This is a genomic window from Polynucleobacter sp. JS-Mosq-20-D10 (genome assembly GCF_018687755.1).
Classification (GTDB): Bacteria; Pseudomonadota; Gammaproteobacteria; order Burkholderiales; family Burkholderiaceae; genus Polynucleobacter.
The window spans coordinates 1-22444 of sequence record NZ_CP061305.1; the positions used below are offsets into that span (position 1 = coordinate 1).

A 22444-nucleotide genomic window follows, 5' to 3' on the forward strand; every position below is an offset into this window, starting at 1 on the left:
ATGAGCAACCTACAGAATCCGATTACTTTGAACTCACTTAGCCCACTGGGGTTTTGGGACGGCGCCCTTGGCGCCCTTGCTCGCGAGCTTTCCCCCCAACAATTTAAAACCTGGATCCAGCCCTTGAGCTTGGTTTCTTTTGATGAAAGTGAGCAATCACTCGTCGTAGGAGCGCCAAATAGATTTAAGCTTGATTGGATTAAGAAAACCTTCTCTGACCGACTCCAAGAGCTAGCAGATCAATATTTTGGTCATCCAATCAACCTCAGTTTTGTGCTTAGTGTTGAGGGTTTGGGCGCCCAGGCGGTGGGGGTTGTCAAAAATCAGGAGCAACCCAGGCAGCAAGAGCTTGTTGTGGCCACAGATAACAACTCCACAGAGGAGCAAGCTTTTGAGATTGAAGACCACTCTAAACTGAACCCCAACCTTACATTTGATACCTTTGTAACTGGTAAGGCGAATCAATTAGCTAGAGCTGCGTCAATCCAGGTTGCCCATAATCCCGGCACCTCATATAACCCCATGTTTTTGTATGGGGGGGTGGGTTTGGGTAAAACCCACCTTATTCACGCAATTGGGAATCACCTTTTAAAGGAAAAGCCTGGCGCCCGGATTCGATATATTCACGCCGAACAATATGTCTCTGATGTGGTCAGAGCCTATCAACAAAAGGCCTTTGATCGCTTTAAGCGCTATTACCACTCGCTTGATCTGCTGTTGATTGACGATATTCAATTTTTTAGTGGTAAATCAAGAACTCAAGAAGAGTTTTTTTACGCATTTGAAGCACTTTTAAGCAATAAGGCTCAGGTCATTATTACAAGTGATACCTACCCAAAGGAAATGGCTGGGATTGATGACCGCCTTATTTCCCGTTTTGATTCAGGGCTAACCGTGGCCATTGAGCCGCCAGAGCTAGAGATGCGGGTTGCTATTTTAATGAAGAAGGCTTTGAGCGAAGGCATCCCCATGAGTGAGGATGTGGCCTTCTTTGTGGCCAAACACCTTCGATCTAACGTACGAGAGCTAGAGGGGGCTTTAAGAAAGATTTTGGCGTTTGTTCGATTCCACGGCAAAGAGGTCACGATTGAGGTGGCCCGTGTGGCGTTAAAGGACCTCTTGTCCATACAAAATCGACAAATTTCTGTCGACAATATACAAAAGGCGGTGGCCGATTTTTACAGCATTAAGGTTGCCGACATGTATTCGAAGAAGCGCCCCGCAAACATTGCTCGCCCACGGCAAATTGCCATGTTTATGGCAAAAGAATTAACCCAAAAAAGCCTGCCGGAAATTGGTGAGTTATTTGGGGGGCGGGACCACACAACCGTTCTGCACGCAGTTCGGAAGATTGGCGAGGAACGCTCCCATGATGGGCAGCTAAACCACGAAATCCACGTTATTGAGCAAACCTTAAAGTCTTAGGTTTTTTGCCTGTGGATAAGGTTGTGGATAGTTCAATGGATAAGTTTGGGGATTGCGTGTGGATAAATTGTGGAAAGATGGCGCTTCATGCAAAAATAGGGTGTTGATTAAAAGTTATCCAAGATTTATGCACGGTTTATACAAAAGTTTTCCACAGGTTTTTTTGGTTTTAGTGGGTTGTTTTATATATAGTTTTTGACTTATCCACTGAAATAACAAACCTTATTACTACTACTAATAAGATATATACAAGGATTTAAAAGCAATGCAACTCGTAAACACTTCAAGGGATAGTTTATTAAAACCACTTCAGGTTGTTAGTGGCATTGTTGAACGTCGACACACTCTTCCCATCTTGGCAAACCTGTTGTTTAAGAAGCAGGGCGACAAAATTTCTTTCATATCAACAGACATAGAAATTCAAATCACCACGAATGCGGGCTTTGGTGTTGGTGCTGAGGATGTCACCACTACTGTTGCAGCAAGAAAGTTACTTGATATTTTGCGTGCACTTCCAGAGGGGCCGGTGGCGCTAAATCTTAAAGATAACAAGATGGTCGTGCAAAGCGGAAAAAGCCGCTTCTCTTTGCAGACGCTGTCCGCAACAGAATTCCCAGTAATGCAAAGTGTTGGTGAGGTAACGACAAGCTGGAGAATGACTCAAAAAAGTTTTCGCCAACTAGTTAGCCAAGTTCATTTTGCTATGGCGCAGCAGGATATTCGGTATTACCTTAATGGAATGTTATTGGTTATTGAGGGTAAACAGGTAATTGCTGTGGCCACCGATGGTCATCGCCTAGCTTATTCTCAGGTTGAGTTGGTTGATGCTCCAGTAGGCTCTGGACAAAGACAGGAAATTATTATTCCCCGTAAAAGTATTCTTGAGTGCCAACATCTGCTTGAGGATTCAGATGAGATGTTGGAGATGAGTCTCACATCAAACCAAGTGAAATTCACCTTCGGCGACATCGAATTAATTTCAAAGCTAGTTGAAGGTAAATTCCCTGATTTCCAAAGAGTAATTCCTAAGGGCCATAAAAATTCATTAGTTGTTGGGCGTGACGTTTTGCAGTCCGCACTACAGCGCGCTGCAATTTTGACAACCGATAAATTTAAGGGTGTACGTTTTTCTCTGTCACCGAATCGAATCACGGTTCAATCAACCAATGCCGAGCAAGAAGAGGCACAAGAAGAGATTGAAACCGAATACAGTGGTGATGTTGTTGAGATTGGCTTTAACGTAAGTTATCTATTAGATGTTTTATCAAATTTGAAGAATGAAAAAATTCAAATTAGTTTGGGTGATGCCAACAGCAGTGCGGTGATTACCTTACCTGGTTCTGAAGACTTCAAGTATGTTGTGATGCCAATGCGTATTTAATTTAGAAAAAAATGACTGAAGAAAAAAAAGTGGTAGAGCAGTACGGTGCATCATCAATTCAAATCTTAGAAGGTCTTGAGGCTGTTCGAAAACGTCCAGGAATGTACATTGGAGACACCTCCGATGGCACAGGTTTACACCACCTAGTTTTTGAAGTTTTAGACAACTCTATTGATGAAGCGCTTGCAGGTTATTGCTCTGAAATTACTGTCGTTATTCAAACTGACAACTCAATCTCTATTGTTGACAATGGCCGTGGCGTTCCTACAGGCATTAAATACGATGACAAGCATGAGCCCAAAAGGAGTGCAGCCGAAATTGTGATGACAGAGTTGCACGCTGGCGGCAAGTTTGACCAAAATAGTTACAAGGTTTCTGGTGGTTTACATGGTGTGGGTGTTAGTTGTGTAAACGCACTCTCTAAATGGTTGAAGCTCACCATTCGCCGTGATGGCAAAGCGCATTACATGGAGTTTGCGCGCGGCGTTATTCAGAACCGCAATATTCAAGAGGAGAATGGCGTTGCTACATCACCAATCACCATTACCGGCGACACAACCCTATCTGGTACTGAAGTTCACTTCTTGGCCGATGAAACCATTTTTGGAAACGTCGAGTTTCACTACGAAATTCTTGTTAAACGCATCCGCGAACTCTCGTTTTTAAATAATGGTGTTCACATAAAGTTAATTGATCAGCGCTCTGGTCAAGAAGAAGATTTTGCTTTCTCTGGTGGCGTTAAAGGTTTTGTTGAATATATCAACCAAACAAAAAATGTTTTACACCCCAATATTTTTTATGCTGAAGGTATTCGTCCATCAGACCTAGGTGGCAACATCACCGCTGAAGTGTCAATGCAGTGGAATGATAGTTTTAGTGAGCAAGTTTTATGTTTCACCAACAACATTCCTCAGCGCGATGGTGGTACCCACTTAACAGGATTGCGCGCAGCGATGACGCGCGTGATCAATAAATATATCGATGAGCATGAGGTTGCTAAGAAAGCTAAGGTAGAAATTTCTGGTGATGATATGCGCGAGGGCCTTGCTTGCGTTTTGTCTGTAAAGGTTCCAGAGCCAAAGTTTTCAAGCCAAACAAAAGATAAGTTAGTTTCTAGTGAGGTTCGGGGTCCGGTAGAGGAAATTGTTGCTGAAGCTTTGAGCGCTTACTTGCAAGAGCGCCCAGCTGACGCCAAAATTTTGTGCGGAAAAATAGTAGACGCTGCTCGTGCTCGTGAAGCAGCTCGCAAAGCTCGTGACATGACTCGCCGTAAAGGCGTTCTAGATGGTCTCGGACTTCCTGGAAAGTTGGCTGACTGCCAAGAAAAGGACCCTACAAAATCTGAGTTATTTATTGTTGAGGGAGATTCCGCGGGCGGCTCTGCAAAACAGGGTCGAGATCGTCGCTTCCAGGCGATTCTTCCGCTTAAGGGAAAAATTCTGAATGTGGAGAAGGCGCGCTTCGATAAGATGTTGGCAAGCCAAGAGGTGGTTACTTTAATTACCGTTCTTGGAACGGGTATTGGCGCAGAAGAATATAAGGCCGACAAGCTCCGCTACCACCGCATCATTATCATGACCGATGCGGACGTAGACGGAAGTCATATACGCACACTCTTACTCACCTTTTTCTACAGACAAATGCCTGAGTTAATTGAGCGTGGCCACATCTATATTGCTCAACCACCTTTATATAAAGTGAAGTTTGGTAAAAACGAGCAATACATTAAGGATGACGCCGAACTCAACCAATTGCTTTTAAAGATTGCTCTTGAGTCAGCATCACTTCAAACACCCACAGGCGAAATCATAGAGGGCGCCGCATTAGGTGAGCTAGCCAAGCACTACCAAGTGATTCAGTCTATTGTTGACCGCTTATCACGCACCATCGATGAAGATGCTTTGCGCGCCATTGCTTCTGGTACCCAATTAAACCTGGATACAGAAAAGTCGGCCCAAGAGTCTGCCGAGCGATTGCGTGTCGCGCTTGCCGACTCTTTAAATCCTTTGGCGCTTCCACCTGAAATTATTGTTCAAAAAGAAGAGCGCACAGACCGCTACAAACTATTGTTATCCCGCCGAATTCATGGCAACTTGAGACTATCAGCAATCAATTCTGATTTTGTTCATGGTGATGACTATCAAAGCTTGGCCAATGCGGCGGCGGTTTTATCTGGCAAGGTGTTGCCGGGCTCGAAGGTGCGCCGTGGTGATCCAGACAAAAACCAAAAGGAGCAGTCGATCCAAAACTTTAGGGCTGCCTTTGCGTGGCTACTTTCTGAGGCTGAGCGTGTTCTCAGTCGTCAGCGCTATAAGGGTCTTGGCGAGATGAACCCTTCCCAGTTGTGGGAAACCACAATGGATGCCGGATCACGCACCTTACTCCAGGTCAAAATTGAAGATGCAATTACTGCAGATCAGGTCTTTACCACCCTAATGGGTGACGAGGTTGAGCCGCGCCGCGCCTTTATTGAAAAAAACGCTCTCATTGCGCGCAACTTGGATGTTTGATTTAAATGGGTAAAAAGAAATTAGTTGCTCCGAAAATTGATCGTTCGCGTGTAGTTGTTAAGTCCTCGCCCATTCATGGAAAGGGTGTTTTTGTTGCAAAGCCGATTAAAAAAGGTGATGCCATCATTGAGTACAAAGGGGAGCGAATTAGTTGGAAGCTGGCGGAGAAGCGCCACCCACATGACCCCAAAGACCCAAACCATACTTTTTACTTTTCACTAGAAGATGGTCGTTGTATAGATGCGAAGTATGGTGGAAACGCTGCTCGCTGGATTAATCATTCTTGCAAGCCAACTTGTGAAACCCAAGAGGATAATTTTGGTGGTGAGCCGCGCGTGTTCATCTATGCCAAAAGAGACCTTAAGGTAGGTGAGGAGCTTTTTTACGACTACTCCCTTGGGGTTGATGGTCGAATTACCAAACAAATGAAAAGGGATTATGAGTGCCGTTGCGGCGCCAAAAAATGTCGAGGCACAATGCTGTCACTCGATAATAAGTAAATTCTTTTTTCAATATGTTGTTTATTACTATTCAGGAATTAGAGGCTGCCATTAATTATTGGCGCAGCCAATCACCCGCGGTTGGTGAGGAGCTTCATTTGTGTCCAGAGGCTGCCGCTCTTTCAAAACCATATGCTCTGATGATTGTTCAGGCGGCCCAAAGGGTTCCCATGGACGTTTTGGATGAGGTTGCAAAGCTGGCAATCCAAAAATTTTTAAACAGTACCCACGCGAATTAATCATTACACCCTCAACGTTTTTAGGGTTATCGCTATATTGGTAAGCCCCCTCTTAGGGTATTCTCATAGTCTTGCCTATAGATAGGTATAAGGATTTGAGTTTGCAAGAAACAATATTAAAAACAATTGGCCTTGGAAAGACGTTCAAAGGTTTTTCTGCGGTAAGCGATGTCAATCTAGATGTTGCTCGGGGAACCATTCACGCCCTTATTGGGCCAAATGGTGCCGGCAAAACAACCTGCTTTAACCTGTTGACAAAGTTTTTGGAGCCCTCCAGCGGCCAGATTTTGTTTAATGGCTTCGATATCACCAAAGAACGACCAGCCCAAATCGCGCGTCGTGGCGTTGTCCGCTCATTCCAAATTTCAGCTGTTTTTCCTCACCTAACTGTTTTGGAGAATGTTCGTGTTGCACTGCAGCGAGGGTTGGGCACCGAATTTCACTTTTGGAAGTCTGGAAACTCACTATCTGTACTCAATGAGCGCGCTGAACAGCTCTTATGTGAAGTGGGTTTAGCAGACTTTGCCCATGAGGAAACCCTAAACCTAGCATATGGTCGTAAAAGAGCCCTAGAAATTGCCACCACCATGGCAATGGAGCCCGAATTAATGTTGTTGGATGAGCCAACACAAGGTATGGGGCACGAGGATGTAGAGCGCGTTACGGAGTTAATTGATCGGGTTGCCAAAGGCCGCACTATTTTGATGGTTGAGCACAATATGAAGGTGGTTTCCTCTATAGCGGATCGCATCACGGTATTGCAGCGAGGTTCGGTATTAGCCGAAGGTTCCTATCAAGAGGTTTCCAACAACCCCTTGGTGGTTGAGGCCTACATGGGCAGCCATGGGGGTAATGGCAAATGAGCACGATGGCGCTAGAGGTTAAAAACCTCGAGTCTTGGTATGGGGAGTCGCACATTCTTCATGGTGTGAATTTTGCGGTTCGTGATGGTGAGGTGGTTACCCTTCTGGGTCGTAATGGCGCCGGTCGCAGTACCATCTTAAAAACTATCTTGGGTCTGACTAGCAAAAGAATGGGCTCAGTAGAAATTTATGGCAATCAAACTATTGCGATGCCAACCTACAAAATTGCCCGCCTAGGTGTCGGTTTTTGCCCTGAAGAGCGCGGCATCTTTGCAAGTTTAAGTGCTGAGGAGAATTTATTACTCTTGCCAGAGATTGCATCTGGCGGCATGGGTTTGGATGAGATTTATGAAATGTTCCCCAATTTATACGAGCGACGTAATAGCCCTGGTACAAGGCTGTCGGGTGGTGAGCAGCAAATGCTCGCAATGGCACGCATTCTGAGAACGGGCGCAAAACTACTATTGTTGGATGAGATTACCGAAGGCTTGGCGCCGGTGATCGTTCAAAAATTGGGTGAGGTGGTTACTAGCTTACGCAACAAGGGATTCACTATTGTGTTGGTGGAGCAAAACTTCCGCTTTGCCGCCCCTTTGGCTGATCGGCATTATGTAGTTGAGCACGGCAATGTAGTTGAGGTTGTCAATCAAAATGAGCTTACTGAAAAAGCAAGTTTATTAAATGAGTATCTTGGTGTTTAGTGGTTATTTATAGGAGACATAAATGAAGTTAAAGCAAATTACCGCGTGTCTAGTGGCGGCAACCTTTTTTGGTTCAAACCCAGCATTCGCGCAAACATCTAAAGTGAGTGGTGACGTAATTAAGATTGGTGTTTTAACCGACCTCTCTTCAACTTATTCTGATTTAGCTGGTCCGGGCGCTGTGATTGCCGCAAAAATGGCAATCGCTGACTTTTCAAAAGACGGTACGGTTATTGGTAAGAAGATTGAGTTGTTGAGTGCCGACCATCAAAACAAAGCAGATATCGCCGCAAACAAAGCGCGCGAGTGGTATGACAAAGATGGCGTGGATGTGATTGTTGAATTGGTTTCTACCAACGTCGCTCTCGCTGTAATGGAGGTGGCAGAACAAAAGAATAAGATCACTTTGGTATCTGGCGCAGCTTCTTTGCCAATCACCAATGAAAAGTGTACTGCTAATAACGTGCACTGGACCTATGATACCTATGCGCTTTCAAACGGCACAGCCAAGGCTGTTGTAAAGCAAGGTAAAAAGAATTGGTACTTCCTTACCGCTGACTACGCTTTCGGAGCAGCTCTAGAGAAAGACTCAACTAACGTTGTTAATGCTAATGGTGGCAAGGTATTGGGAACCAGTAAACACCCATTCCCGAATAGCGATTTTTCTTCATATCTTTTGAAGGCTCAAGCTAGTGGTGCCGATGTTGTTGCGTTGGCAAACGCAGGTCAAGACACAATTAACTCTGTGAAGCAGGCTTCAGAGTTTGGTATCAATAAAAAACAAACCGTTGTTCCTTTGTTGATGTTTATTTCAGATGTTCACTCTTTGGGTTTGAATGCTGCTCAAGGCATGTATTTAACCGAAGGTTTCTACTGGGATAAAGATGAAAAGACGCGTGCGTTCGCTAAACGTTTTATCCTGCAACATAAGCGTATGCCAACTAGCGTCCAAGCCGGCGTTTATTCTTCAGTCCTTGCTTACTTAGCTGCGGTTCAAAAAGCGGGCACTGATGATACTCAACCAGTAATGAAGGCTTTGAGATCTACCAATATTGATGATGGTTTGTTTAAAGGAAAAATTCGTGCTGATGGTAAGTTTGAGCACGATATGTACTTGCTAGAGGTGAAGAAGCCATCCGAATCTACTAGCCCTTGGGATTATTACAACGTGAAAGCAGTGATTCCAGCTGCCGAAGCAACACAACCACTTTCATTGTCACGATGCAAGCTGGTTACTAACAAGTAATGAGTTTCTAACTAAGCATGTTTGAACTTCTTGGAATTACCCCACAAGGGCTGGTTGCTCAGCTCTTGGTGGGGCTTATTAATGGTTCGTTCTACGCCATTTTGAGTTTGGGTTTGGCCATTATTTTTGGCCTACTTAACATTATTAATTTTTCACATGGTGCTCAGTACACCATGGGTGCTTTCGTTGCGTGGATTGGTTTGACTCAAGTTGGCCAATGGTTTGGCTTTCCTGAGTTTGCAATTAATTATTGGTTTGCACTAATTTTGGTGCCTTTGGTCATGGCGGGCTTCGGTTTAATTCTTGAGCGCACAATGCTCAAGCGCCTTTATCACCTTGATCACCTTTATGGCCTGTTACTAACTTTTGGATTGGCTCTCATTATTGAGGGTATGTTCCGTCATTGGTATGGAATTTCTGGTGAGAGTTATCCAGCCCCTGAACTATTACAGGGCGCTATTCCATTGGAGTCGATTGGCATTATCTTGCCGAAATATCGCTTGTGGGTAGTGGTTGCCTCTTTAGTGGTTTGTTTCTCCACATGGTATGTAATTGAGAGAACGAAGCTCGGCTCCTATCTCCGCGCAGGGACTGAAAATCCAAAATTACTTCAGGCATTTGGCATCAACGTCCCCTTAATGATTTCATTGGCCTATGCCTATGGCGTTGGCTTAGCTGGCTTTGCCGGTGTTTTGGCTGCACCCATTTTTCAAGTCAACCCATTGATGGGCTCCAATTTAATTATTGTTGTTTTTGCTGTGGTGGTGATTGGCGGCATGGGCTCCATCATGGGCTCTATTTTGACTGGCCTTGCCTTAGGCTTGATTGAGGGCTTAACCAAAGTGTTTTACCCAGAAGCGTCTGGCGTGGTTATTTTTGTGATCATGGCAATTGTGTTGCTCATTCGTCCTGCTGGACTTTTCGGCCGGGAGAAATAAGTGAGCTCAAAAATAAAATTGCTTTACGGCATTTTGGTTTTAATTGCCCTGCTGATGCCCTTTCAGGATTTTATCTATTTAGTGTTTGCAATGAAGGTCTTGTGCTTTGCGCTTTTCGCTTGCGCTTTTAATTTGTTGCTGGGCTTCACTGGACTTCTTTCTTTCGGTCACGCTGCATTCTTCGGAACTTCTGCTTACATCACCGCCTATCTTTGCAAAGAGGCTGGCCTGTCTCCCGAGTTTGGAATTATGTTGGGCGTCTTGGGTGCTGGCATTTTAGGATTTTTGATCGGCTCTTTGGCAATTCGTCGTCAAGGTATTTATTTTGCGATGGTGACATTGGCCCTCTCTCAAATGGTTTACTTCTTAGCCGTCCAGCTTCCATTTACTGGCGGTGAGGACGGCATTCAAGGTGTGCCGCGCGGCATGTTGTTTGGCTTAATTGACTTAAAAGATGACGTCAGCATGTATTACTTTGTGCTGGCTATTTTCTTGCTTGGATTTGCTCTGATCGTTCGCACTGTGCACTCCCCATTTGGTCAAGTCTTAAAAGCAATTCGTGAAAACGAGCCTCGCGCAGTTTCTTTAGGTTATGACGTTGATCGTTTCAAACTCATTTCTTTTGTAATTTCAGCCGCGCTCGCAGGTCTTGCTGGCTCTTTAAAAACCCTAGTCTTTCAGTTGGCAACATTGACCGATGTGCATTGGCATATGTCAGGTGAAGTTGTCTTAATGACTTTGTTGGGCGGTATGGGAACCATCCTTGGCCCAGTGGTCGGCGCAGGCATCGTCGTCGGCCTGCAAAACTATTTAGCGAATATTGGATCTTGGAGCACCATTGCAACTGGATTTATCTTTGTTATTTGTGTTTTGGCATTTCGTCGAGGCGTTGTTGGTGAAATCGCCCACTTTTTTAAGAACAAGCGCTGAGCTTGTTTTTTCTAATTAGTTTTTAGTGCGGCGCTTAGGCGCCGCACCCATTTAAGACTCTCCTGTTGCCACCTTAAGTTTGGCGCCACTTTGAGGATTGCATAAATATTCAATTAAATCAATGGCTTACAAAATATTGATTGCACATGTTTTTATTTTGGCATGGATTTGTTTCACGTGAAACCCACAAAATGCTATGATCATCGCCCTATCTAAGGCAAATCATGCGTTATTCAAAGAACTTCGATGTCATTGTGGTTGGTGGCGGTCATGCCGGAACCGAGGCCGCCCTTGCGGCTGCGCGCATGGGATGCGATACCCTACTAGTAACCCATAATATTGAGAGTTTGGGCGCAATGAGCTGCAACCCATCAATTGGCGGTATTGGCAAAGGCCACTTAGTTAAAGAGATTGATGCTATGGGTGGTGCTATGGCAGCAGCCACCGATGAGGCTGGAATTCAGTTTCGGATATTGAATTCAAGCAAGGGCCCTGCCGTTCGTGCAACCCGTGCACAGGGTGACCGGGTTTTATATAAAGCGGCGATTCGACATCGTCTCGAGAACCAAGAAAACCTGACCCTTTTCCAAGCCGCCGTAGATGATCTCCTGGTGCAGGGTGATGTGGTTCAGGGCGTAGTTACGCAGATGGGGTTGAAGTTTATGGCCAAGAAGGTGGTGCTAACCGCTGGCACATTCTTGGATGGGAAGATCCATGTAGGCTTAAATAATTATGCTGGTGGTCGAGCTGGTGATCCAGCGGCTACCTCTTTGTCGTCTAGGCTGAAGGAGTTGAAGCTCCCTCAGGGCCGCTTAAAAACCGGTACCCCACCTAGGATTGATGGGCGCACTATTAATTTCTCAATGATGCTGGAGCAGCCAGGGGATTTGGATCCGGTGCCAGTTTTCTCTTATTTAGGTCGGCCTGAGCAGCACCCCAAGCAAGTCCCCTGCTGGATCTCCCATACAAATGAGCAAACTCATGACATTATTCGCGGCGGCTTAGATCGTTCCCCGATGTACACCGGTGTTATTGAGGGGGTAGGCCCACGCTATTGCCCTTCTATTGAGGACAAGATCCATCGTTTTGCCTCCAGAAACAGCCACCAAATCTTTTTAGAGCCTGAGGGCCTAACAACAAATGAGTTTTACCCCAATGGCATTTCTACTAGTCTGCCGTTCGATGTTCAGTGGGACTTGGTACGTAGCATTCGTGGTCTAGAGTCTGCTGTAATTGTGCGCCCTGGCTATGCCATTGAGTACGACTTTTTTGATCCACGCCATTTACGCCATAGCTTGGAAACCAAGGCAATTGCCGGCCTGTACTTTGCTGGCCAGATTAATGGCACAACAGGCTATGAAGAGGCTGCTGCGCAAGGCATGCTTGCAGGCATTAATGCTGGCTTGGCAGCACAGGGTAAAGAGCCTTGGCTCCCTAAGCGCAGCGAGTCCTATATTGGTGTTTTAGTGGATGACCTCATTACCTTGGGCGTCCAAGAGCCCTATCGGATGTTTACTAGCCGCGCGGAATATCGATTGAGTTTGCGTGAAGACAATGCGGATCTGCGCCTCACTACTATTGGTCGTGAACTAGGTCTAGTAGACGATTACCGTTGGAATACCTTTTGTAGAAAACAAGAGGCTGTTTCACGTGAAACATCTCGTTTACAAGATATTTGGATTGGTCCGAAACATGGATCAGCAAAGGCTGTTTCTGAGCTTTTGGGCCAAGATTTATCGCACGAGTGTACTTTGGCCGACCTTTTAAGGCGCCCTGGTGTTACTTATGAGGCTGTTACCAGCTTAGCCGAGGGCCTTTGGTCGCCAGGAATGCTAGATAATGATTTAGGTTTAGCGCAGCAAATTAGCGACCAGGTTGAAATTTCCATTAAATATCAAGGCTACATAGATAGGCAAGCTATGGAGATTGCTCGGCAAGAGGATAATGAGACCTTTCCATTGCCGGAAGCCTTGGATTACACCCGGGTTCTCGGCTTATCCAAGGAGGTTCAGCAAAAACTCAATCTGCATAAGCCTGGTACCTTGGGTCAAGCTGGGAGAATATCTGGCGTTACACCTGCGGCCCTCTCCTTACTATTGGTCCACCTTAAAAAGGGCTTAGGCCGCACCCAAGAAGAAATCCATGAGTAATGATTTGGTTGCTTTGGGTATTGAGAGTTTGGGACTCAATCTTAACCCTGCCAACATAGCTGATTTAGAGCTTTTCTTGCAGGAAATGGGTCGCTGGAATCAGGTGCACAACTTGACTTCTATTGAGGGTGAAAAGAACTCTATTCGACTGCATCTTATTGATTCTATTACAGTTTTGCCAGTAATGCGCCGTTTTCTCGGCTTACTAAATCCTAAAATCGCAGACCTTGGATCAGGCGGCGGCTTACCTGCAATCCCAATTGCTATTTTGCAGCCAGATTGGCATTTGACTTTAATTGAGGCTGTTCGTAAAAAAACAGCATTTCTGCAGCATGTACGTGGAAAGTTGGATTTAAAGAACATTCAGGTTTTGAGCGAGCGTGTTGAAGTCGTGGCGAAATCACAACCGGGCCAGTTTGATGCAGTGATCTCAAGGGCATTTACCAATCTGGCTCACTTTTTAGAGCTCTCCCTGCCCCTGCTTAAGCCTAATGGCTTGATATTTGCAATGAAATCTAAGCGCGCAGACGAAGAGTTGCAGGATGTTTGTATGGACAACTGGCGGCTGGTAGCTGATGAGCCCTTGCAGATTCCGAATTTGGCGGTAGAGCGCCGACTTTTAGTCTTATCCCCCGTGAGAAAATTAACCCTTTAAAGCACGACAATTTCAAGAAAAATTATGGCCAAAATATTTTGTATTGCAAACCAAAAAGGCGGGGTAGGAAAAACTACTACCGCTGTTAATTTGGCTGCTGGTTTAGCTGGACATCAGCAACGCGTTTTATTGGTGGATTTAGATCCACAAGGTAATGCGACGATGGGGTCTGGAATTGAAAAAGCAGACCTCAGTAGCACGGTGTATCAAGTGTTGATTGGCCTCTCGTCAGTGAAAGAATCAGCAGCGCCTTGCGAGAGCTCCGGATATGATGTGCTGCCGGCAAATCGCGATTTGGCTGGTGCAGAAATTGAGTTAGTAGACTTAGATTCGCGTGAACAAAGATTGAAAGATGCGCTCGCTCTTGTTGAGAATGACTATGACTTTATTTTGATTGACTGTCCCCCTGCGCTATCTTTGTTAACTCTCAATGGATTGTGTGCAGCGAACGGCGTCATTGTGCCAATGCAATGTGAATATTTTGCATTGGAAGGTTTGTCAGATTTAGTAAACACGATTAAGCAAGTCCACGCAAACTTAAATCCTGATTTGGTGATAATCGGCCTATTGCGTGTGATGTTTGATCCGCGCATGAGTTTGCAACAACAAGTTTCTGATCAATTGCTTGAACACTTTGGCGATAAAGTATTTAAGAGCATCATTCCCCGCAACGTCCGCCTGGCCGAAGCCCCGTCTTATGGGCTTCCTGGGGTGGCGTTTGATAGATCATCGCGTGGCGCTAAAGCCTACTTAGAGTTTGGCGCGGAGATGATTGAGCGCATTAAACAAATGTAAAACCTAGGAATAATAAAAATATCATGGTTGCAATAAAGAAAAAAGGTTTGGGTCGTGGGTTAGAGGCCCTACTCGGCGACAAGGCACCAAAAGAAGCCACGGCTGAAATTAATCGTTTGCCATTAAGTGCATTGCAGGCTGGTAAATATCAGCCGCGCCAAAAAATGGAAGTGGGCGCACTACAAGAGTTAGCTGAAAGTATTCGCGAGCAAGGTGTGATGCAACCCTTGTTGGTTCGTTTAGTTGCCCCCGGAAAATACGAAATCATTGCTGGCGAGCGCCGCTTTCGTGCGGCAACCTTAGCTGGTTTAGTGGAAGTGCCTGTATTAGTTTCTGGCGCCAATGATCAGGCTGCCGCTGCAATGGCTTTGGTTGAGAACATGCAGCGCGAAGATTTGAATCCGCTTGAAGAATCTCAAGGCCTCGCCAGGTTGATCGAAGAGTTTGGTTTTACGCATGAGCAAGCCGCAAAAGCGGTAGGCAAGTCACGCAGCGCCGTTACTAATTTACTGCGGTTAAATCAACTGGCAAAACCAGTGCAAGCCATGCTCTTGGCAGGCGATATTGATATGGGCCATGCCCGCGCTCTATTGCCTTTGCCTGGAGCAAGCCAAGTCGCTTTGGCACAAAAAATTGCTGCACAAGGTCTTTCAGTGCGAGAGGCAGAAAGAATGGCTACTGCCCTAGCGCTCGCTGGTGGTCAGATTGGTGACAAAAAAGCCAAAACCAAGGTGGCGGGGATTGCACCAAGTCGTGATCCTGACATGCGTCGCTTGACCCAAGAAATCGCAGATTTGATAGGTTTAAGTGCAGAATTTAAGTTCAAGGGTAAGGGTGGCGAGCTCAGAATTCGCTTTAGCCAATTTGATGAGTTAGATTCCCTGTTAAAAAAGTTGGGTATTCGGGCAGATTAAGGCCCCATTGATCCGCTTCGAGAAATGAATTTAGTGAACAAAGAACTGCCAATTCCTAAGCAACGGTGGGATGAGATCGAAGATGACTCTTATCAAGCCCTGAGTAAAGAGGAAATGGAAGCATTGCGTAAGGCAAAGCCGCACAATTTTAGGTTGATGAATTCATGGTGGATCGTCTTAAGTCAGGCAGTGCTAACCTTAATAATTGCTTCTGCCTGCTTTGTTTTTTCTAACCAGGCCGACAAAAGCGTTTATACTTATTCGGCTTTGGTAGGCGGTTTGATTGGGTTTTTACCCTCAGCATTATTTTTGGTGCGCTTAGAGGCAGCAAAAAAGAATGTAAAATCAGGCCCTGGCGGATATTTGGCGGCAGTGGTTTCTGGCGAATTTATAAAAATTCTAGCGACCGTTCTCCTGTTTATTGGCTTTGCCTTAAAGCAACCTGATTTGAAATGGATTCCATTGCTTGTCACTTATTTAGCTACGCTCAAGTGTTATTTGCTGGCGTGGTTTTGGAAGTAACAGGCGGCAAATATATATAAGGGCAAGTTTAGAGATGTCTAGCGAAGTCAACGCAGCAGCAGGGGCGGCCCATCAAGTGGCCAGCGAACCGCTTACACCGACTGCATATATTGCTGAGCATTTACAAAACCTCAATAATATCGGCGGGCCGCAAACCTCAGTTATTGATTTCAGCATCATTAATTTAGACACCATCTTTTGGACCTCCTTAATGGGGTTGATCACAGTTTTTTTATTGGTTCTTGCGGCACGTAGGGCATCCCCTGGCGTCCCTGGCCGCTTTCAGTGTTTGATTGAGATGCTGGTAGAGATGGTGGATAACCAGACTAAAAGCATTGTTCATGGAGATAGAAGCTTTATCGCCCCGCTGGCCCTGTTCGTTTTTTGCTGGATTATTCTTTTAAATACCCTGGACTTAGTGCCGGTAGATTGGATCTTCGGAGTTAACCAATTTATCGGTGGTTTCGGAGTTCATGTTCCCCATCACAAGATAGTCCCCACTACCGATTTGAACGCCACCTTCGGCCTGTCATTTTCAGTTCTCCTGCTGGTGTTTTTCTATAGCTTTAAAGTAAAAGGCCTTGGAGGCTTTTTGCATGAGCTGGTTTCGGCACCCTTTGGCGCGAAGTGGTATTTGGCGCCCTTCAATTTAATTTTGAACATCATTGAATATATTGCTAAGGGCGTTTCCCTCGGCATGCGACTTTTTGGCAACATGTACGCTGGCGAGCTACTATTTTTGCTCATCGCCCTTTTGGGGAGTATGTGGACCTTTAACTTAGATTTGTACATGCTTGGCTTCGTCGGCAATGTAATTGCGGGCTCGGCTTGGGCAATCTTTCACATCTTAGTTATTTTGTTACAAGCGTTTATTTTCATGATGTTGACCTTGGTTTACATTGGGCAAGCCCACAGTCACCATTAACTTTTTTATTTTTAACCTCACTTTCAATACTTAGGAGTAAATATGCAAGCATTCTTAGCCAACATCCAAGGACTAACCGCTATCGGTATTGGCCTCATCATCGGCCTCGGCGCATTGGGAGCCTGTTTGGGAATTGGCCTAATGGGCGGTAAGTTTATTGAGGGCGCTGCCCGTCAACCAGAATTGATCAATGAATTACAAACCAAAATGTTCCTTTTGGCCGGTTTGATCGACGCTGCGTTCTTGATTGGCGTTGGTGTTGCAATGTTGTTTGCTTTCGCAAACCCACTGCTCGCAGTTATTAAGTAATTGTTTTGGCGTGGATGACCATTGGGTCATCCTACTGTTCTCAACAATACTGAAAGGAATATCGTGAATCTGAACGCGACCCTATTCGCGCAAATGATCGTTTTCTTCGTCTTATGGTGGGTTGTTGCACGCTTTGTGTGGCCTCCGCTAGTTAAGGCGTTAGATGAGCGTTCAAGCAAAATTGCTGATGGCTTGGCGTCTGCCGAGCGCGGCAAAGAGGCGCTCGCATTGGCAAGTAATGAAGCCGAGCAAGAATTAACTAAAGCACGCCAAGAGGGTGTACAGCGTGTTGCAGAAGCAGAAAAGCGTGCTCAAATGTCTGCCGAAGAAATTCGCGCAAACGCACAGGCTGAAGCTGCTCGTATCATCTCCCAGGCCAAGCAAGACGCCGATCAACAAGTAACACGCGCTCGCGAAATATTGCGTGCTGAAGTGGCTGTTCTGGCCGTTAAAGGCGCAGAACAAATTTTGCGTCGTGAGGTAGATGCAAAAGCCCACAGCACATTACTTGATCAACTAAAGGCAGAGCTTTGATATGGCTGAATTAGCCACTATTGCTCGGCCATATGCTGAGGCGCTTTTCCAAAGCACTAAGCCTGCTGAACTTGCTACATGTTTAGAGCAGTTAAATGAATTAGCTCAGTTAGCTTCCTTACCAGAAGTTGCCGTCTTATCAAATAATCCAAAAGTATCTGCAGATGATCTAAGCAAGCTGCTTTCTGGCATGGTGAAGATAAAGCTTGACGGCAAAATCGCAAGCTTTCTGAGTCTTGTAAATCAAAACCACCGCTTATCAGCTATCCCTGAAATTGCTAAACAATTTGAGACGATGAAGAATAAGAGCGAGGGTGCAGCAGAAGTAATGATTACTAGCGCATTCCCATTAGAGGGCTCTGCGTTGAATGATTTGTTGTCAAGTTTGAAGAAGCGCTTTGGGGGTAAAGAATTGCGCCCAACTATCCAAGTAGATCCTGCATTGATTGGCGGAGTTCGCATTCAGGTTGGTGATGAAGTAATGGATAGTTCTGTAAAAGCACAGTTAGCTCAAATGCAAGCAAGTCTTGGCGCATAAGTTATCCCTATTAAGAACATACGAAATAAGACCCAGGAGTAAGTAATGCAACTCAACCCTTCCGAGATCAGTGAACTGATCAAAAGCCGAATTAGCGAAATGGGCGTTGACTCCCAACTTCGCAACGAAGGCACTGTAATTTCAGTGACTGATGGTATCTGCCGCGTACATGGCTTGTCTGGCGTTATGCAGGGCGAAATGTTGGAATTCCCTAACAACACTATCGGACTTGCGTTGAACCTAGAGCGTGATTCAGTTGGTGCTGTAGTGTTGGGTGAGTACACCCACATTAAAGAAGGCGATCCAGTTAAATGTACTGGCCGTATTTTGGAAGTACCAGTTGGACCAGAGTTGCTAGGTCGCGTTGTCAACGCACTTGGTCAGCCAATTGATGGCAAAGGCCCAATCAATACCAAGTTAACTGACTTTATCGAAAAAGTTGCTCCAGGCGTTATCGCACGCCAATCCGTTAGCCAGCCAGTTCAAACTGGTTTGAAGGCGATTGATGCGATGGTTCCAATCGGCCGCGGCCAGCGCGAGTTGATCATTGGTGACCGCCAAACAGGTAAGACGGCAGTTGCTGTTGACGCAATCATCAATCAAAAAGGTAAAAGCGTTTATTGCGTTTACGTTGCGATTGGTCAAAAAGCTTCTACGATTGCTAACGTTGTACGCAAACTTACAGAATTAGGCGCAATGGAGTACACCGTTGTTGTTGCAGCAAGTGCCTCTGAGTCTGCAGCAATGCAATATCTCTCAGCATACGCTGGCTGCACAATGGGTGAATACTTCCGCGATCGCGGTGAAGATGCATTGATCGTTTATGACGACTTAACAAAACAAGCTGTTGCATACCGTCAGATTTCTCTACTCCTCCGCCGCCCGCCAGGCCGTGAAGCTTACCCTGGAGATGTGTTCTATCTCCACTCCCGCTTGCTTGAGCGCGCTGCTCGTGTAAGTGCTGATTATGTCGAGAAATTTACAAACGGCACAGTTAAAGGCAAGACAGGTTCTTTAACAGCGTTGCCAATTATTGAAACTCAAGCTGGTGACGTTTCTGCATTCGTTCCAACCAACGTCATTTCGATTACCGACGGCCAGATCTTTTTGGAAACCGACTTGTTTAACGCCGGTGTGCGCCCTGCGATTAACGCTGGTATTTCTGTTTCACGTGTTGGTGGCGCAGCTCAAACTAAAGTTATTAAGAAGCTATCTGGCGGTATTCGTACCGACTTGGCACAGTATCGTGAATTGGCAGCGTTTGCGCAGTTCGCTTCTGATCTTGACGAAGCAACTCGTAAGCAGTTAGAGCGCGGTCGTCGCGTTACCGAATTGTGTAAGCAGGCACAGTACAAGCCTTTGCAGGTTTGGGAAATGGCAGCTTCACTCTACGCTGTGAATAACGGCTTCTTTGATGACCTCGAAGTGAAGAACGTATTGCCATTCGAAAAAGGTTTGCAAGATCATTTGAAATCTAAATACGCTGATTTAATTGGCCGTATTGAAGAGACTAAAGATTTGAGCAAGGATGACGAGGCTGCCTTACGTGCTGCAATTGAGGATTACAAGCGTTCAGCCTCTTTCTAAGAGGACTCGCATAAATCATGGCAAGCACAAAAGAGATACGATCTAAGATCAAGAGCGTGCAAAACACGCGCAAGATCACGAAGGCAATGGAAATGGTCGCCGCATCCAAGATGCGTCGCGCCCAAGAGCGCATGCGCAATGCGCGTCCATATGCTGAAAAAATTCGTGAGATTGTTGCCAATCTTTCAAAAGCAAATCCTGAGTTCCGCCCTGCATACATGGCAACTCGTGAAGTGAAGAAAATTGGCACAATCTTAGTTACAACAGACAAAGGTTTATGCGGTGGCTTGAATACCAATGTATTGCGTCTGATTGCAAACCAAGTACGCGATATGGAGAGCGGCAATATTGGCATTGAATATACTGCCATAGGTTCAAAAGGCCTCCAGTTTTTAAATCGCTCTAAAGCAAAACTCATTTCTCAGACAATTCAGATTGGCGATACGCCACATATGGATATTTTAATTGGCGCTATTACAGCCCAATTAGAGGCGTTTGAGCGCGGAGAAATTGATGCCGTGTATTTGGCATATACCCGCTTTGTTAATGCAATGAAGCAAGAGCCTGTTTTAGAAAAACTCTTACCATTGGAGTCTGTAGCATTAACTCCAGAGGAAAAGTCCGGGAACTCTTGGGACTACATCTACGAGCCAGACGCTGAGTCTGTCTTAAATGGCCTGCTAAAGCGCTACGTAGAGGCAATGATTTATCAAGCTGTTGCTGAAAATATGGCTTCAGAACAATCTGCACGGATGGTCTCAATGAAGGCCGCCTCAGATAATGCGAAGAATGTAATCGGCGAATTGCAATTGGAATACAACAAAACAAGACAGGCTGCTATCACTAAAGAGTTGTCAGAGATTGTTGGCGGAGCGGCTGCGGTTTAAGCGGTTAGCGTTTAGGAATACGAAAGAATTCAGGAATTAAAAGCGGAGAAATGCGATGAGTAACGGAAATATCGTGCAATGTATCGGTCCAGTGGTGGACATTCAGTTCCCACGCGACAAAATGCCAAACATTTATGATGCGTTGACATTAGTTGATAGTGGCGAAAAATCATTTGCTGAAAAAGGCTTGACCTTTGAAGTGCAGCAACAAATTGGCGATGGTGTAGTTCGTGCGATTGCTATGGGCGCAAGCGATGGTTTACGTCGCGGTATGGAAGTTGCTTCTACAGGCAAGCCAATTTCAGTCCCAGTTGGCCCAGCAACATTGGGTCGTATCATGGACGTTTTGGGTCGCCCAATTGATGATGCAGGTCCGATTGCCACTGAAGAGCGTCGCGCTATTCACCAGCCAGCACCGAAGTTTGATGAGCTCTCCCCTTCTGTTGACTTGCTAGAAACCGGCATTAAGGTTATTGACTTAGTTTGCCCTTTTGCTAAAGGCGGTAAGGTTGGCTTGTTCGGTGGTGCGGGTGTTGGTAAGACCGTGAACATGATGGAATTGATTAACAACATTGCTAAACAACACTCAGGTTTATCAGTGTTTGCCGGTGTTGGTGAGCGTACTCGTGAAGGTAATGACTTCTACCACGAGATGAAAGAATCTAACGTTATCGACAAAGTGGCGATGGTGTTTGGTCAGATGAATGAGCCTCCTGGCAACCGTTTGCGCGTTGCATTGACTGGTTTGACAATGGCTGAAGCGTTCCGTGATGAAGGCCGTGATATTTTGTTCTTCGTTGATAACATCTACCGTTATACATTGGCCGGTACTGAAGTTTCTGCGTTGCTCGGCCGTATGCCTTCAGCCGTGGGTTATCAGCCTACATTGGCTGAAGAGATGGGTAAATTACAAGAGCGTATTACCTCCACAAAGACTGGTTCTGTTACTTCTATTCAGGCTGTTTACGTTCCTGCGGATGACTTAACCGATCCATCACCAGCGACAACCTTCTTGCACTTAGACTCCACAGTTGTATTGTCACGCGACATTGCTGCTTTGGGTATTTATCCAGCGGTTGATCCATTGGACTCAACCAGCCGTCAACTTGACCCACAAGTAGTTGGTCAAGAGCACTACGACGTAGCTCGTGAAGTTCAGATGACTTTGCAACGTTATAAAGAGTTGCGCGACATTATTGCTATTTTGGGCATGGATGAACTGTCACCAGAGGACAAATTAGCTGTGTCACGTGCACGTAAGATTCAACGTTTCTTGTCCCAGCCATTCCACGTTGCTGAAGTATTTACTGGTTCACCAGGTAAATACGTTCCATTGAAAGAAACCATCCGCGGTTTCAAAATGATCTGCAGCGGCGAATTGGATCACTTGCCAGAGCAAGCGTTCTACATGGTGGGTTCAATTGATGAAGCCATCGAGAAAGCTAAGAAGCTTTAATCGAACTCATCTAGGGAAATTATGTCAACCATACGCGTCGATGTAGTAAGTGCTGAGCAATCTATTTTCAGCGGAGAGGCCAAGTTCGTTGCGCTTCCTGGCGAGAATGGTGAGCTCGGTATTTTACGCGGCCACACTCCTTTGATTACACGCATTCGTCCAGGTTCAGTTCGTATTGAAAAAGCTGATGGAGATGAAGAGTTTGTATTCGTTGCAGGTGGCTATTTAGAAGTACAGCCGGATCATGTGACTGTATTGGCAGATACCGCCATTCGCGGACATGACCTTGATGAAGCCAAAGCTAACGAAGCCAAGAAACGCGCTGAAGAAGCTATGCAGAATCGTGGTACTGACTTTGATATGGCCTTAGCACAGTCAGAGTTTGCTATGGCAGCAGCACAACTGGCTGCTATTGCACGTTTCCGTCGTAAAAAGTAAG

The 22444-nt window shown here is 45.7% G+C and carries 23 protein-coding genes; all 23 read left to right on the plus strand.

Annotation, left to right across the window (positions count from 1 at the left end):
• The 23 genes from dnaA (at window position 1) to FD967_RS00115 (ending at window position 22443) form a co-directional block, all read left to right on the plus strand.
• A complete protein-coding gene (gene dnaA / locus FD967_RS00005; RefSeq protein ID WP_215326080.1) occupies window positions 1–1425 on the plus strand; it encodes a chromosomal replication initiator protein DnaA in 1425 nt (474 codons plus the stop codon).
• Window positions 1426–1690: 265 nt separating this feature from the next.
• The gene (gene dnaN / locus FD967_RS00010) at window positions 1691–2806 is read left to right on the plus strand and encodes a DNA polymerase III subunit beta (protein ID WP_215326081.1); all 1116 of its coding nucleotides are present in this window, start codon (window positions 1691–1693) and stop codon (window positions 2804–2806) included.
• A gap of 11 nt (window positions 2807–2817) precedes the next feature.
• Window positions 2818–5316, plus strand: coding sequence for a DNA topoisomerase (ATP-hydrolyzing) subunit B (gene gyrB, locus FD967_RS00015; protein ID WP_215326082.1), 2499 nt, complete (start codon window positions 2818–2820; stop codon window positions 5314–5316).
• 5 nt (window positions 5317–5321) lie between these two features.
• Complete coding sequence (locus FD967_RS00020; RefSeq protein ID WP_215326083.1) at window positions 5322–5816, plus strand: SET domain-containing protein; 495 nt, start codon at window positions 5322–5324, stop codon at window positions 5814–5816.
• Between the two features lie 14 nt (window positions 5817–5830).
• Window positions 5831–6055, plus strand: a complete 225-nt coding sequence (locus tag FD967_RS00025) for a DUF3717 domain-containing protein (RefSeq protein ID WP_215326084.1) — start codon at window positions 5831–5833, stop codon at window positions 6053–6055.
• Window positions 6056–6150: 95 nt separating this feature from the next.
• Window positions 6151–6918, plus strand: coding sequence for an ABC transporter ATP-binding protein (locus FD967_RS00030; protein ID WP_215326085.1), 768 nt, complete (start codon window positions 6151–6153; stop codon window positions 6916–6918).
• Window positions 6915–7619: an ABC transporter ATP-binding protein gene (locus FD967_RS00035; RefSeq protein ID WP_215326086.1), complete on the plus strand. Its 705-nt coding sequence runs from the start codon at window positions 6915–6917 to the stop codon at window positions 7617–7619. The genes FD967_RS00030 and FD967_RS00035 overlap by 4 nt, the downstream gene beginning before the upstream one ends.
• A 22-nt stretch (window positions 7620–7641) precedes the next feature.
• On the plus strand, window positions 7642–8865 hold the full coding sequence (locus tag FD967_RS00040) for an ABC transporter substrate-binding protein (RefSeq protein WP_215326087.1): 1224 nt from the start codon (window positions 7642–7644) through the stop codon (window positions 8863–8865).
• Window positions 8866–8882: 17 nt separating this feature from the next.
• Window positions 8883–9803, plus strand: coding sequence for a branched-chain amino acid ABC transporter permease (locus tag FD967_RS00045; protein WP_215326089.1), 921 nt, complete (start codon window positions 8883–8885; stop codon window positions 9801–9803).
• Complete coding sequence (locus FD967_RS00050; protein ID WP_371819300.1) at window positions 9804–10733, plus strand: branched-chain amino acid ABC transporter permease; 930 nt, start codon at window positions 9804–9806, stop codon at window positions 10731–10733. It begins immediately after the preceding gene.
• Between the two features lie 224 nt (window positions 10734–10957).
• Window positions 10958–12883, plus strand: coding sequence for a tRNA uridine-5-carboxymethylaminomethyl(34) synthesis enzyme MnmG (mnmG, locus tag FD967_RS00055; RefSeq protein WP_215326091.1), 1926 nt, complete (start codon window positions 10958–10960; stop codon window positions 12881–12883).
• Entirely contained in the window at window positions 12876–13538 is a 663-nt protein-coding gene (gene rsmG / locus FD967_RS00060) for a 16S rRNA (guanine(527)-N(7))-methyltransferase RsmG (protein ID WP_215326093.1), read from the plus strand. Before mnmG ends, rsmG begins: the two co-directional genes overlap by 8 nt.
• 24 nt (window positions 13539–13562) lie before the next feature.
• A complete protein-coding gene (locus FD967_RS00065; protein ID WP_215326095.1) occupies window positions 13563–14333 on the plus strand; it encodes a ParA family protein in 771 nt (256 codons plus the stop codon).
• A gap of 23 nt (window positions 14334–14356) precedes the next feature.
• Window positions 14357–15247: a ParB/RepB/Spo0J family partition protein gene (locus FD967_RS00070; protein ID WP_215326097.1), complete on the plus strand. Its 891-nt coding sequence runs from the start codon at window positions 14357–14359 to the stop codon at window positions 15245–15247.
• A 24-nt stretch (window positions 15248–15271) separates the two neighbouring features.
• Window positions 15272–15769, plus strand: coding sequence for an ATP synthase subunit I (locus tag FD967_RS00075; RefSeq protein WP_215326099.1), 498 nt, complete (start codon window positions 15272–15274; stop codon window positions 15767–15769).
• Between the two features lie 34 nt (window positions 15770–15803).
• Window positions 15804–16694 carry a F0F1 ATP synthase subunit A gene (gene atpB, locus FD967_RS00080; RefSeq protein ID WP_215326101.1) on the plus strand — a complete coding sequence of 297 codons (891 nt, stop codon included), beginning with the start codon at window positions 15804–15806 and terminating at the stop codon, window positions 16692–16694.
• 42 nt (window positions 16695–16736) lie between these two features.
• Window positions 16737–17003 (plus strand): F0F1 ATP synthase subunit C, encoded by a 267-nt coding sequence (gene atpE / locus FD967_RS00085; RefSeq protein WP_028818346.1) that lies wholly within the window; start codon window positions 16737–16739, stop codon window positions 17001–17003.
• A gap of 63 nt (window positions 17004–17066) precedes the next feature.
• Window positions 17067–17537 (plus strand): F0F1 ATP synthase subunit B, encoded by a 471-nt coding sequence (locus tag FD967_RS00090; RefSeq protein WP_215326102.1) that lies wholly within the window; start codon window positions 17067–17069, stop codon window positions 17535–17537.
• A 1-nt stretch (window position 17538) separates the two neighbouring features.
• Window positions 17539–18075 carry a F0F1 ATP synthase subunit delta gene (locus tag FD967_RS00095; protein WP_215326103.1) on the plus strand — a complete coding sequence of 179 codons (537 nt, stop codon included), beginning with the start codon at window positions 17539–17541 and terminating at the stop codon, window positions 18073–18075.
• A gap of 45 nt (window positions 18076–18120) precedes the next feature.
• Entirely contained in the window at window positions 18121–19662 is a 1542-nt protein-coding gene (atpA, locus tag FD967_RS00100) for a F0F1 ATP synthase subunit alpha (protein WP_215326104.1), read from the plus strand.
• 17 nt (window positions 19663–19679) lie between these two features.
• The gene (gene atpG, locus FD967_RS00105) at window positions 19680–20549 is read left to right on the plus strand and encodes a F0F1 ATP synthase subunit gamma (protein WP_215326106.1); all 870 of its coding nucleotides are present in this window, start codon (window positions 19680–19682) and stop codon (window positions 20547–20549) included.
• Between the two features lie 55 nt (window positions 20550–20604).
• A complete protein-coding gene (gene atpD, locus FD967_RS00110; protein WP_215326108.1) occupies window positions 20605–22005 on the plus strand; it encodes a F0F1 ATP synthase subunit beta in 1401 nt (466 codons plus the stop codon).
• Window positions 22006–22026: 21 nt separating this feature from the next.
• Window positions 22027–22443, plus strand: coding sequence for a F0F1 ATP synthase subunit epsilon (locus FD967_RS00115; RefSeq protein WP_046329360.1), 417 nt, complete (start codon window positions 22027–22029; stop codon window positions 22441–22443).
• The last annotated feature ends 1 nt before the right edge of the window (window position 22444 follow it).